Below are 14,656 nucleotides of genomic sequence, written 5' to 3' on the forward strand. Positions count from 1 at the left end.
GGGGGGGGGGGGGGGGGGGGGGGGGTGGGGGGGGGGGGGGGGGGGGGGGGGGGCGGGGCGCTCACCGACGTGTCGTGGCGGCTGGCGTTTTTGGTGAACGTACCGATCGGGCTGGCGGTGATCTATCTGGCCGCCATGACACGGCACGAAACGCAGAAGGAGCGGATGAAGCTCGACGCCACCGGGGCTGTACTGGCCACGCTGACCTGTACCGCCGCGGTGTTCGGTCTCTCGATGGGCCCGGAGGCGGGGTGGCGGTCGGCCATCACGATCGGTTCAGGCGTGGTGGCTCTGGCCGCTTTCGTGGCGTTCGTCGTGGTGGAGCGCACAGCCGAGAATCCCATCGTGCCGTTCAACCTGTTCTTCGATCGCAACCGGCTGGCCGCGTTCGCGGCCACGTTCCTTGCCGGTGGAGTGTTCTTCACCCTGACCGTGCTGGTCGGCCTGTACGTGCAGACCATCATGGGCTACAGTCCGCTGCGCGCTGGCATCGCCTTCATCCCGTTCGGCATCGGGGTGGCCATCGGGGTGTGTGTGGCGTCGAAGCTGGTGATGTGGTTCTCGCCGCGGGTGGTGGTGATCGCCAGCGCCAGCTTGATTCTGGGCGCGACGCTGTACGGCTCGACCTTCAACCGCGGCATGCCCTACGTTCCGAACCTTGTTTTGTCGCTGATCGTTGGCGCTATCGGTATCGGCGCGATCTTCGTGCCGCTCACGCTATCGGTGATCGCCAGCGTCGGTTTCGACCGCATCGGGCCCACATCGGCGATTTCAGTGATGCTGCAGACCTTGGGCGGACCGCTGATTTTGGTCATCGTCCAGGCCGCCATCACGTCGCGCACACTATCCCTGGGCGGCACCCTCGGTCCGGTGCAGTCCATGAATGCCGCTCAGTTGCACGCGCTGGACCGGGGCTACACCTACGGGATGCTGTGGCTGGCTGGGGTAGTCGTCCTGCTCGGCGGGGTGGCGCTGCTGGTCGGGTATACCGCCGCACAGGTGGCCCACGCGCAGGAAGTCAAGAAAGCCATCGACGCCGGGGAGCTGTAGCTCGCGGTCGGCTACGTGTCGACTGACCGCCGACGGGACTGCTTGTCGCAGTCTCGGTGCAGTCGGGCGGGCTCTTCCGCTTACCAATGTGAAACAGGCCCAGGGCAAACGACGGGTTCTGGCCGCCGTGCAAGGTGTCCTGCAACGACACTCATGGCCTTTGCGGCCGAGGTCTCTGGCTATCGCTTAGAGTCGTCAATTTTGACGAAACACGCTGTTGCAGAATGAAATCCGCGCTAGCACGCGCATCTTCGATGAGCGTTTGCCTGTCACTACGCAAGCCGCTCCGCTGGCATGCGTCTACCACTCTATGTGCGCGCTTTGACTACGCTACCCGGCTTAATAAGCCAGACAGCGGGTTTCAAACCCACAACGCTCTGAATCATGCAACGGGGCGGGACCGTTGCGGGCCAAGCCCTAGAACCATCGGTCGAAATAGCTATTGCAGCGAACTGTTCGACCCGCGCCAAATTGAGGATTTGGAGGACCGGTGAGTACCAATCCTTTCGACGATGACAACGGCAGCTTTTTCGTCTTGATCAACGATGAGGAGCAGCACAGCCTGTGGCCGGCGTTCGCCGAGATTCCAGCCGGCTGGCAGGTGGTTTACGGGGAAGCGGATCGCGCTGCGTGCCTGGAGTACATCGAACAGAACTGGGCCGACATACGGCCGAAGAGTCTGCGCGAGAGGCTGGCGGGCCATGGTTTTGATAGTTGAACCGTCCGGGCGGGCGACGGCTCGCGACTATCAGGCATACCCGCTGACGCGCGGACAGCTAGATATTTGGCTTGCGCAGGAAACGGGTCAACTCGGTACGGAGTGGCAGCTTGGCCTGTTCGTCAAAATCGAGGGTCCGGTAGACCGTGACGCCCTCCAGCGGGCGATCAGCCAAGCGGTGCAAGAGGCGGAGGCATGCCGGGCCGCGTTCTTCCAGGCGGATGGCCAGGTTTTCCAACGGGCGATCGACTACCCGGATGTCGAGCTGGCCTTCTACGACCTGAGCGACTCAGACAACGCCGTGCAGGAAGCCAACGAACGAGCATCCGCGATCCAACGCACGCCGATGCCGTTCACCGGCCCGCTCTTCAAATTCGCGTTATTCCAAACGCGGCCTGACGAATACTACTGGTTCATCTGCAGCCACCACATAATCGTCGACGGCACCGGCATCGGCCTCGTAGGCCGTCGAATCGCAACTATCTACTCTGCGATCGTTGCCGGCACGCCGATTTCTCCCGCGTTCTTCGGTTCGCTGCAGGACCTGGTGAGCAGCGAGGCAGAGTACGAAGCGTCCACCGATTATCTGGAAGATGAGGCCTACTGGAGCGAGAACCTTCCCCAGAAAAGCGGACCGGATCTACGAGTGCCTCAGGCCGAGAGCGATCGGGATTCGTATTGGCCCTCTGAGCCAGTTCAATTGGACCCGTTAGTCGTCAGCCGAATCAAAGAACTGGCCAAGCGGTTGGGCATCCGTCGGTCATCGGTCCTCACCGCGGCCTGCGCGCTCTTGGTAGGTGGATTCGAGGCTGACGGTTCAGAGGTGGTGCTCAACTTCCCGGTCAGCAGGCGAATGGACCCGGCGTCAAAGCTGCTTCCCGGGATGGTTGCCGGGGTGGTACCGCTGGTCTTGTCGGCGTCGCCGGAATCGTTAGTGGGCGAATTCTGCCAGCACGTAAACACGCGAGTACGAGAAGCGGTGAAACATCAGCGGTTTCCGGTGCACCTTTTCGAGGGGGACGGTGACGTTCGCGGTCTCGGGCGGGCGGCAAATCGCGTCGTTCTGAATTTCGTGCCGGCCAGACTGACCCTGGACCTTGCCGGTATCCCAGCGACAGCGACCTACACCACTTTTGGTCCGATAGGTCACTTTGGGCTGTTGTTCTATGGGGTTGGCGACGAGCAGCTTTTCAGCACAGCCGGTGCCGGGCAGCCGTTTTCGGCCTTTGACCCCGCGGATTTGGCGCGGCGCTTGGAACGGCTGTTGGTGGCGATGACCGCCGACCCGTCCCGGTCACTGTCGTCGCTGGACGTATTGGATGCCGGTGAGGATGCCCGGCTGGAGGAGTGGGGTAATCGGTCGGCGTTGAACCAACCGGCGGGCACGCCGGTGTCGATTCCGGCATTGTTCGCCGCACAGGTAGCCCGCACCCCGGAGGCGGTGGCGCTGGTATGTGAGGGCCGATCACTGACCTATCGGGAGCTCGATGCCGCGGCCAACCGGTTGGCACACCTGCTGATCAGCCACGGCGTGGGTCCGAATGCGTCTGTCGCGCTACTGTTTTCGCGGTCGGCCGAGGCGATCGTGGCGATCTTGGCGGTGCTGAAGACCGGTGCGGCCTATCTGCCGATCGACCCGGCGCTGCCGGCGGCCCGGATCGAGTTCATGCTCAGCGACGCCGCGCCGATGGCCGCGATCAGCACCACCGATCTGGCCGACCGCTTCGATGGATTTGACCTGGTGGTCATCGATGTCAACGACGGCGCTGTGGAAGCGCAACCCAGCACAGCGGTCTCGGTGGCGGCCCCTGACGACCTGGCCCACATCATCTACACCTCGGGCACCACCGGGGTGCCCAAAGGTGTGGCCGTCACGCACCACAATGTCGCCCAGCTGTTCGACTCGCTGCAGATCGGCGTGGAGCTGACGCCGGGACAAGTCTGGACGCAGTTCCACTCCTACGCGTTTGACTTCTCGGTCTGGGAGATCTGGGGCGCGTTGCTGCACGGCGGGCGGCTGGTGGTGGTGCCCGAGTCGGTGTCTCGCTCACCGCAAGAGTTCCACGCGTTGCTGGTCAGTGAACGCGTGACGGTGCTGACCCAGACTCCATCCGCGGTGAGCGTCCTCTCGCCGGAGGGGCTGGAGGCGGCGGCGTTGGTGATCGGCGCCGAGCCGTGCCCGCCGGAGTTGGTGGATCGGTGGGCGCCGGGACGGGCGATGGTCAACGTCTACGGTCCGACCGAAACCACGATGTGGGCGTGCAAGAGTGCGCCGCTGACCGCGGGATCGGGGTTCCCGCCGATCGGTTCGCCGGTGACCAGGGCGGCGTTCTTTGTGCTCGACGAGTGGTTGCGTCCGGTGCCGGCCGGGGTGGTCGGGGAGCTGTATCTGGCCGGTGAAGGAGTCGGGGTCGGCTATTGGCGCCGGGCTGCGTTGACCGGGTCGCGATTTACGGCGTGCCCGTTCGGGGCGCCGGGCCAGCGGATGTACCGCACCGGGGATCTGGTGCGGTGGGGCGCTGACGGTCAGCTGCGGTATCTGGGGCGTGCTGATGAGCAGGTCAAGATTCGTGGCTACCGCATCGAGCTCGGGGAGATCCGGGCGGTGCTCGCCGACCTGGATGGCGTGGACCAGGCGGTAGTGATCGCCCGCGAGGACCGCCCGGGCGATAAGCGCCTGGTGGGTTATGTCACCGGGACCGCCGATCCGGCCGACCTGCGCACACAATTGGCTGAGCGGTTGCCGGACTATATGGTGCCGGCCGCGGTGGTGGTGATCGAATCGCTGCCATTGACGGTCAACGGCAAACTCGACGTCCGCGCCTTGCCGGCGCCCGAATACGCCGAGGGCAACGGTTATCTCGCCCCGAGTACTCCCACCGAGGAGATCCTGGCCGGCATCTACGGCCAAGTGCTCGGGCTCGAGCGGGTCGGGGTTGATGACTCGTTCTTCGACTTGGGCGGGGATTCGCTTTCCGCGATGCGGGTGATCGCCGCGGTCAACGCCGGGCTGGACGTGCACCTGGCGGTGCGCACCGTGTTCGAGGCGCCCACGGTGGCTCAGTTGGCGCCCCGTATCGGTGTCGAGGGGGGTGGGCTGGCGCCGTTGGTGGCCGTGGAGCGGCCGGCGGTGGTGCCGTTGTCGTTTGCCCAGCAGCGGTTGTGGTTTATCGATCAGTTGCAGGGGCCGTCATCGGTTTACAACATGGCGGTGGCGTTGCGGCTGAACGGGCGGCTGGATGCCGGCGCGTTGGGCGCGGCGTTGGCCGATGTGGTGGGCCGTCACGAGAGCCTGCGCACCCTGTTCGTCGCCCCCGACGGCATCCCCCAACAGCTGGTGTTGCTCCCCGAGCGGGCCGACTTGGGCTGGCAGATCATCGATGCCACCGGCTGGTCGGCAAGCCGGCTGGCGGAGGCCATCGAGGCGGCGGTGCGTCTTCCGTTTGACCTCGCCGCCGAAATCCCGTTGCGGGCACGGCTTTTCTGCATCGCCGACGACGAGCATGTCCTGGTGGCTGCGGTGCACCATATCGCCGCCGATGGCTTGTCGATCGCACCGCTGGTGGCTGATCTGGGGGTGGCCTATGCCAGCCGGTGTGTCGGGCAGGCCCCGGGCTGGGCGCCGCTGGCGGTTCAGTATGTCGATTACACGCTGTGGCAGCGCGCGCAGTTCGGTGACCTCGAGGACAGTGAAAGCCGCATCGCCGCGCAGCTGGCCTATTGGGAACACCAGCTGGCCGGGCTGCCCGAGCGGTTGGCGTTGCCCACCGACCGGCCTTACCCGCCGGTGGCCGATTACCGCGGCGCCAGTGTGATGGTGGACTGGCCGGCCGAGCTGCAGCAACAAATTCATCGGCTGGCCCGCGAGCACAACGCGACCAGCTTCATGGTGATGCAGGCTGCGCTGGCGGTGCTGCTCTCCAAGCTCAGCGCGAGTTCCGATGTGGCGGTGGGGTTCCCGATCGCCGGTCGGCGCGACCCGGCGATGGACGAGTTGGTGGGTTTTTTCGTCAACACCTTGGTGTTGCGCGTGGATGTGGCCGAGGATCCCAGTGTCGCCGAGCTGCTGGATCAGGTGCGGGGACGCAGCCTGGCAGCCTACGAGCACCAGGATGTGCCCTTTGAGGTGCTGGTGGAGCGGCTCAACCCGACGCGTAGCCTGGCCCATCACCCGCTGGTGCAGGTGGTGCTGGCGTGGCAGAACTTCGCCGGGGACCCCACCGCCGGTTTCGCGTTGGGTGATGTGCAGGTCACGCCGATGCCGGTGGACATCCGCACCGCCCGAATGGATCTGACGTTCTCGTTGGCCGAACGATGGAGCGAGGCCGGTGAGCCCGCCGGGATCGGTGGGACGGTGGAGTTCCGCACCGACGTGTTCGACACCGAAAGCATCGACACGCTGATCGAGCGGTTGCGGCGCGTGTTGGTGGAAATGACCGCCGATGCCGGCCAGCGGTTGTCATCGGTGGATGTGCTCGTCGACGATGAGGGCGGCCGCCTGGATCGGTGGGGCAACCGGGCGGTGTTGACCCGGCCCGCACCCGCATTGGTGTCGATCCCGGCGATGTTCGGCGCCCAGGTCATGCGCGCACCCGAAGCGCCGGCGGTGACCTGCGACGGCCGTTCGATGACCTACCGGGAATTGAATGAAGCGTCGAATCGGTTGGCGCACTTACTGATCGGTCTGGGCGCCGCCCCGGGACAGCGTGTGGCGCTGCTATTGCCGCGATCGGCCGAGGCGGTCGTAGCGATAATGGCGGTGCTCAAAACCGGGGCGGCCTACCTGGCGATCGACCCGGCCGTGCCGGCGGCGCGGATGGAGTTCATGGTCGCCGATGCCGCACCGATCGCCGCGATCACTACTGCCGGCCTGGCCGACCGGCTCGACGGATGTGGTCTGCCGGTCATTGATGTCGATGATCCTCGCCTGCCCGGCTGCCCGTGCAGGTGCTTGCCGGCGCCGGCGCCCGAGGAGATCGCCTACCTGATCTACACCTCGGGCACCACCGGGGTGCCCAAGGGTGTGGCCATCCCTCACCACAACGTGACTCGGCTGCTGACGGCACTGGACGCTGATCTGGAACTGTCGCCGGGGCAAGTGTGGTCGCAGTGTCATTCGTTGGCCTTTGACTTCTCGGTGTGGGAGATTTTTGGTGCGCTGTTGCATGGTGGGCGGCTGGTGGTGGCGCCCGAGGAGGTAGTCCGCTCGCCAGAAGACCTGCGCGCGTTGCTGATTGCCGAACGGGTCGGCGTCTTGAGTCAGACGCCGTCGGCGTTTTATGCGTTGCAAACGGTCGATGCTCGGGCACCTGAGTTGGAATCTCGGCTGACGCTGGACACGGTGGTGTTCGGCGGCGAGGCGCTCGAACCTCAGCGTCTTGGAGCGTGGCTGCGCCGGCACCCGGGATCACCGCGGCTGATCAACATGTATGGCATCACCGAGACGACGGTGCATGCGTCCTTCCGCGAGATCAGCGTGGCCGACGTCGGCCGCAGCGTCAGCCCCATCGGGGTGCCGTTGGTGCACCTAGGCTTTTTCGTGCTGGATGGGTGGTTGCGTCCGGTGCCGGCCGGGGTGGTCGGGGAGTTGTATGTGGCCGGCGGTGGGCTGGCGTATGGATACGTGGGCCGGGCGGGGCTGACGGGGTCGCGGTTTGTGGCCTGCCCGTTCGGGGCGCCGGGACACCGGATGTATCGCACCGGGGACCTGGTGTGTTGGGGTGCCGATGGGCAGCTGGATTATCTGGGTCGTGCCGATGAGCAGGTCAAGATCCGCGGCTATCGCATCGAACTCGGTGAAATCCGGGCGGCACTGGCCGAACTGGATGGTGTCGAGCAGGCGGTAGTGGTTGCCCGCGAGGACCGCCCCGGCGACAAGCGCCTGATCGGCTACATCACCGGAGCCGCTGACCCGGCCGATATTCGGGCCCGGTTGGGTCAGCGGCTCCCCACCTACATGATGCCGGCCGCGGTGGTGGTGATCGACGCGTTGCCACTGACGGTCAACGGCAAGCTTGACGTCCGCGCCTTGCCGGCACCCGAATACACCGAGGGCGATGGCTACCGCGCCCCGGCTACTCTCACCGAGGAGATCCTCGCCGGCATCTACGCGGAGGTGCTCGGGCTAGAGCGGGTCGGCATTGATGATTCGTTCTTCGATTTGGGCGGGGATTCGTTGTCGGCGATGCGGGTGATCGCTGCGGTCAACAGCGCCCTGGATGCCCACCTGGCGGTGCGCACGCTGTTCGAGGCGCCCTCAGTGGCCCAGTTGGCGCCGCGTATCGGCGCCGATGGGGGCGGGCGTAAGCCGTTGGCGGCCGGCTCGCGACCGGCGGTGGTGCCGTTGTCATTTGCCCAGCAGCGGTTGTGGTTCCTGGACCGGTTCGAGGGCGGGGTGGCGACCTACAACATTCCGACCGCGTTTCGGATCAGCGGAGAGCTGGATGTCGAGGCGCTGGGGGCGGCTATCGATGATGTGATCGCGCGGCACGAGTCGTTGCGCACCGTATTTCCCGACATCGATGGTGTGCCGTTGCAGCAGGTGGTGCCGGCCGAGCCGGGGATGTGGCGGCGTGGGGACGCGGTCGTAATGTCATTGACCGAGCAGGATGTGGTCGCCGAGTTGGTGGCCCTGGCCGGGTACCGGTTCGATTTGTCGGCCGAGATCCCGATTCGGGCCCAGATCTATGCGGTGGGTCCCGAGCAGCATGTGGTGGGGATTGTGGTGCACCACATTGCTTTTGACGGTTGGTCGCTGGCTCCGATGGCCAGGGATATCGGTGAGGCGTATCGGGCGCGGCGGCAGGGCCGGGCCCCGGATTGGGCGCCGTTGCCGGTGCAGTATGCCGATTACACGCTGTGGCAACAGGATTGGTTGGGTGCCGAGTCCGATCCCGACAGTGTGATCGCCGGGCAGCTGGCGTATTGGCGAGAGCAGCTGGCCGATCTGCCCGAGGTGGTGTCATTGCCGCCGGATCGGCCCCGCCCGCCGGTGCCCAGTTACCGCGGTGATGAGGTGCCGATGCGCATCGACCCGCAGACCTGGGCGGGGGTCAAGGCCCTGGCGGCGGCGCACAACGCGACGGTCTCGATGGTGTTGCAGGCGGCCATGGTTGTGGTGTTGCACCGAGTCGGGGCCGGCGAGGACGTCACGATGGGCGCGCCGATCGCCGGGCGAATGGATGCGGCACTCGATGAGTTGGTCGGGTTCTTCGTTAACACCTGGGTGTTGCGAGTGGGGGTGAGTCCTGCGCAGCGGTTCAGTGAGGTGCTCGAGCAGGTGCGCCACAAGGCGCTGGATGCCTACAGCAACCAAGATGTCCCGTTCGAGCTGCTGGTCGAGCAGCTCAACCCGGTGCGCTCCGCGTCGCATCATCCGCTGTTCCAGGTGCTCTTGGTCTTCCAGAACAATGCGCGCCCCGAGATGACGCTGGAGGGAGTCAGCGTCGAGCAGTTCGCGGTATTCACCCGCACCGCCAAGTTCGATCTGGATATCGAGCTGAGCGAACTGCCCGGCGAGGACGCCGGTGCGCCGATGGCTGCCGGACTGGTGATGTATGCCACCGATTTGTTTGATCGGTCCACCATCGAGCGGTTGGTCGGCTGGTTTGGCCGGGTGATCGAGGCGGTAACCGCCGATGCTTCGCTGACGGTGGGTGAGGTGTCCCTGCTGGATCGTGGTGAGCGTGATCTGGTGCTGTCGGAGTGGTCGGGTGCCGGGAGGACCGCGCCGGTGGGGCTGGCGCCGGAGTTGTTGGCGGCGGCGGTGGCCGCCGACCGGGACGCGATTGCGGTCATCGATGGTGGTCGGGAGCTGTCGTACGGCGAGCTTGATCAATGGTCGACGCGGTTGGCGCGGGCGCTGATCGAGACGGGGGTCGGTCCCGAGCGCGCGGTGGGCGTGGCGATGGGCCGGTCTGCCGAGTTGCTGGTGGCCTGGTGGGCCGTGCTCAAGGCCGGCGGGGCGTACGTGCCGGTGGATCAGACCCATCCGGTGGAGCGGATCGCGGCGGTGCTCGACGCGGTGGGCGCGGTGTGTGTATTGACCTGCAGCGCCGATACTTTGGTCGGGTCGCGGCCGGTGCTGCGCATCGACGGTCTGGACCTCACCGGGTACCCGGTGGATCCGATCACCGACGCCGAGCGGCTGGCTCCATTGGGTGTGGATAACAGCGCGTATGTGATCTTCACGTCCGGATCCACCGGTGTGCCCAAGGGGGTGGCGGTCAGCCACGCCGGTTTGCTGGGATGGGCGGCGGCGCAACGCGCGACGTTCGGGTTGGGCGCGGACGCGCGGGTCTTGATGGTGGCCGCGCCCACGTTTGACGCGTCGGTCGGCGAGTTCTTGTTGGCGGTGGCGTCGGGGGCGGCGTTGGTCGTGGCCCCGGCGGGGGTGTATGCCGCGGAGGCGTTGACCGGCTTGATGCAGGATCAGCGGGTCACCGCGGCCATCTTGACCCCGACGGTGTTGTCGTCGCTGGATCGGGCCCGGCTAGACGGGGTCGGCACGCTGATCGCCGTGGGGGAGGCCTGCCTGGACGAGGTGGTGGCGGCCTGGGCGCCGGGTCGGCGGATGTTCAACGGCTACGGCCCCAGCGAGACCACCATCTGGGTTACCTGTGCGCCGCTGGCGGCAGGGCAGCCGGTGCGCATCGGCGCCCCGATCCCGGGCGTCTGTGCGCTGGTGCTGGACGCGCGGCTGAACCCAGCCCCACCCGGAGTGGTGGGCGAGTTGTATCTGGACGGGCCGGCGGTGGCGCAAGGCTATGTGGGCCGGGCCGGATTGACCGCGGAACGGTTCGTGCCCAATCCTTTTGGGCAGCCGGGCGCGCGGATGTATCGCACCGGCGATCTGGTCCGCTGGACCGCGGAGGGCGCCCTGGATTACTTAGGCCGCGCCGACACCCAAATCAAACTGCGTGGCCAGCGCATCGAGCTGGGTGAGATCGAAAACACTTTGCTGGCCTGCCCGCAGGTCACCCAGGCCGCGGCCAGCGTGCACCACAGCGACACCGGTCCGCATTTGATCGGCTACATCACTCTGGGGCACACCAGCATTGCCGATGACGATGCCGAAGTCGTCGAAGAGTGGCAACAGCTGTATGACGACCTCTACGAGGCTGAGGTCGAGGCGCCGGCATTCGGGATGGATTTCCGCGGCTGGAACAGCAGCTACACCGACGAACCGATCCCGCTCGAGGAAATGGTGGAGTGGCGTTCGGCCACCGTGAACCGGATCAACGCTCTGCGGCCGCAGCGGGTGTTGGAGATCGGCGTGGGTTCGGGGCTGCTGCTGTCCCAGATCGCACCCGTGTGTGGCGAATATTGGGGTACAGACTTTTCCGCGCCCACGATCCAGACGCTCCAGGCGGCGGTGGCCGCGCAGGAGTGGGGGGATCGTGTGCGGTTGCGGGTGCAGCCGGCCGATGTGGTCGAGGGGTTGCCGGAGAGCCACTTTGACGTGGTGGTGCTCAACTCGGTGGTCCAGTACTTCCCGAGTGCGGGGTATCTGCGTGACGTGATGGCCGTGGCGATGCGGTTGCTGGCACCGGGCGGGGCATTGTTCATCGGCGATGTGCGTAACCACAGTCTGCAGGGCGCGTTTCAGACCGGTGTCGCGCTGGCCCGCACCGAGGCCGCCGATGCCACCGAGATTCGTCAACGAGTTCAGCGCGCTGTGCTTGGCGAGCCCGAATTACTGCTCGCCCCAGAGTTTTTCACTACCTGGGCCGACGACCAGTCGTCGGTGGCCGGGCTCGGCATCGAAGTCAAGCGCGGGATGGCCGATAACGAACTCCTCCGGTATCGCTATGACCTTGTCGTCTATAAATCCCCCAGGCCGGTGCGCTCAGTGGCCGGCACGGACAACTGGGCATGGGCCGACTGCGCGGGCCTGGGCAGGTTGCGCACCCGGTTGATGTGTGAGCGCCCGAGCGCCGTTCGGGTCAGTAGCGTTCCCCGCGCCGGATTGATCGGCGACGTCCACATCGAACGCGCCCTCGCCGGCGGTCTGCCCCTAGCCGACGCTGTGGCCCATACCGACGACGCCGATGCCGTTGTCCCCGAACAATTACACGGTCTTGGTGAGGCCGCCGGATATCGCGTCGCGGTCACCTGGGGTGCCCAACCGGGCACGGTGGATGCGGTGTTCATCGCTGCGGCTGACGCCGAACAGACGGCGGCGCTGACCGATCTGTATCTGCCACACCAAGTCACTACTTGCACCAATGACCCACAGACCAACACCAAAGTCGCCGCGGTGCGTCAGCGGTTGAGCGCGTGGTTGCCCGAATACATGGTGCCGGCGCACATTGTGGTGCTCGACGAGTTCCCGTTGACCTCTTCGGGCAAGATCGACCGGAAGGCCTTGCCGGCACCCGTGTATCAGGGTGCCGATAGTTATCGTGCGCCGAGTACCCCCGCCGAGGAGATCCTGGCCAGCATCTACGCCCAGGTGCTCGGGCTGAACCGGGTCGGGGTCGATGACTCGTTCTTCGATTTGGGTGGGGATTCGCTGTCGGCGATGCGACTGATCGCCGCGGTCAATACCAGTTTGGATGCCGATCTTTCGGTGCGTGCGGTGTTCGAGGCGCCCACGGTGGCCCAGTTGGCGCCCCGCATCGGTCAAGGTGGAGGCCTGCAACCGCTGGTGCAGATGGAGCGGCCGGCGGTGGTGCCGCTGTCGTTTGCCCAGGGCCGAATGTGGTTTACCGACCAGTTGCAGGGGCCCTCACCGGTTTACAACGTGGTGGTGCCGTTGCGGCTGGGCGGGCGCCTGGATGCCGACGCGCTGGCTGCGGCCCTGGCCGATGTAGTGGGCCGCCATGAGAGTCTGCGCACCCTGTTCCCGGCGGTCGAGGGAGTGCCCCGACAGGTGGTGGTGCCCGCCGAGCAGGCCGATCTCGGGTGGGACGTCACTGATGCCACCGGGTGGCCGGCAAACCTGCTGCAGCAGGCCGTCGTCGCCGCGGTGCGCCACTCATTTGATTTGGCCACCGAGATCCCCTTGCGGGCACGGCTTTTCCGCGTCGCTGACGACGAACACGTGTTGGTGGTCGTGGTGCACGAGATCGCCGCCGATGGCTGGTCGACGATGCAGTTGCTGCGTGACCTGAGTGCGGCCTATGCATGCCGGTGCGCGGGGCGCCCACCAGGGTGGGCGCCCTTGCCGGTGCAGTATGCCGATTACACGCTGTGGCAGCGCGCGCAGTTCGGCGATCTCGATGACAGTGACAGCCGCATCGCCGCGCAGCTGGCCTATTGGGAGCAGACGCTGGCCGGGATGCCCGAGCGGTTGGCGTTGCCCACCGATCGGCCGTATCCGGCGGTGGCCGATCAGCGCGGCGCCAGGGTGGCGGTGGACTGGCCGGCGCAGCTGCAGCAGCAGATCGCCCGGGTGGGCCGTGAGCACAACGCGACCGGTTTCATGGTGATGCAGGCCGCGCTGGCGGTGCTGCTGTCCAAGCTCAGCGCCAGTTCTGATGTGGCGGTGGGGTTTGCGATCGCCGGGCGGCGCGATCCGGCACTTGATGAACTGGTGGGCTTTTTCGTCAACACGTTGGTGTTGCGCGTGGATCTGGCCGGCGATCCCAGCGTGGCCGAGTTGCTGGGCCAGGTGCGGGCACGGGGCCTGGCCGCCTACGAGCACCAAGATGTGCCTTTCGAGGTGCTGGTGGAGCGGCTCAATCCGGCCCGCAGCCTGGCCCATCACCCGCTGGTGCAGGTGATGTTGGGCTGGAACAACTTTCCCGGCCAGGTCAACGTCCCCGCCACCGGGCTGAGTGTCGGTGATCTTCAAGTCAGGCCACTGGCCGCGGATACCCAGACGGCGAAAATGGATCTGGTCTTCTTCCTGAAAGAAAACTGGACCGAGGCCGGTGCGTCGGCCGGGATTTCCGGGCACGTGGAATTTCGCACCGACGTGTTCGACGCGGACAGTGTCCAGGCGTTGATCGCGCGGTTGCAGCGAGTGTTGATGGCCATCACCACCGACCCCGCCCGGCGACTCTCATCAGTGGACCTGCTCGACGCCGGTGAGCACGCCCGACTGGAAGAGCTTGGTAATAAAGCGGTTTTGGCCAGCCCATCGACCGTTGCGATGTCGGTGCCGGAGTTGTTCGCCACCCACGCGACTCGCACCCCGGACGCCGTGGCGCTGGTGTGCGAGGACCTGTCGGTGACTTACCGCGAGCTGGATGAAGCCTCGAACCGGTTGGCGCATTGTCTCGCGGCCGCTGGTGCTGGACCGGGACAGATTGTGGCGCTGCTGTTTTCGCGGTCAGTCGATGCGGTCGCGTCAATACTGGCAGTGCTCAAAACTGGGGCTGCCTACCTGCCCATCGACCCGTCGTCACCGGATTCTCGGATCGATTTCATACTCGGCGATGCCAGGCCGGTCGTCGGTGTTACCACCGGGGATCTGGCTGAGCGGTTCGAACGCCACGGCTTGACCGTTATCGATGTCGACGATCCTCGCATTGGTAGCTACCCAGCGGCGGCTTTGCCGGGACCGGATGCTGATGACATCGCGTACTTGATTTACACCTCGGGTACTACCGGGGTGCCCAAAGGCGTTGGGATCACTCATCGTAACGTGACCCAGTTGTTGGGATCGTTGGATGCCGGCCTGCCGGATGCCGGGGTGTGGGCGCTGTGTCATTCGTTGGCGTTTGACGTCTCGGTGTGGGAGATCTTTGGTGCGTTGCTGCGTGGTGGTCGGTTGGTGGTGGTGTCTGAGGCGGTGACCGCCTCGCCGCAGGAGTTGCATCGGGTGCTGGTGGGGCAGCGGGTCAGTGTGTTGACCCAGACCCCCTCGGCGGTGGCGGCGTTGCCGGTTGAGGGGTTGGAGTCGGTGGCGTTGGCGGTGGTGGGTGAGGCTTGCCCGGGCGA

At 66.0% G+C, this 14,656-nt stretch carries 3 protein-coding genes; all 3 read left to right on the forward strand.

Going from position 1 to position 14,656, the window contains the following annotated elements; genetic code table 11:
* Positions 1–1,050: MFS transporter (locus tag ACYQ8K_RS28720; protein ID WP_459974575.1), on the forward strand; the 1,050-nt coding region annotated here is incomplete at its 5' end.
* Between the two features lie 490 nt (positions 1,051–1,540).
* Positions 1,541–1,768 carry an MbtH family protein gene (locus ACYQ8K_RS28725; RefSeq protein WP_459974577.1) on the forward strand — a complete coding sequence of 76 codons (228 nt, stop codon included), beginning with the start codon at positions 1,541–1,543 and terminating at the stop codon, positions 1,766–1,768.
* Positions 1,752–14,656, forward strand: a 12,905-nt coding sequence (locus ACYQ8K_RS28730; protein WP_459974580.1) for a non-ribosomal peptide synthetase, incomplete at its 3' end; no start/stop codon positions are given. The genes ACYQ8K_RS28725 and ACYQ8K_RS28730, both read left to right, overlap by 17 nt.

Source organism: Mycobacterium sp. MUNTM1 (assembly GCF_054660795.1).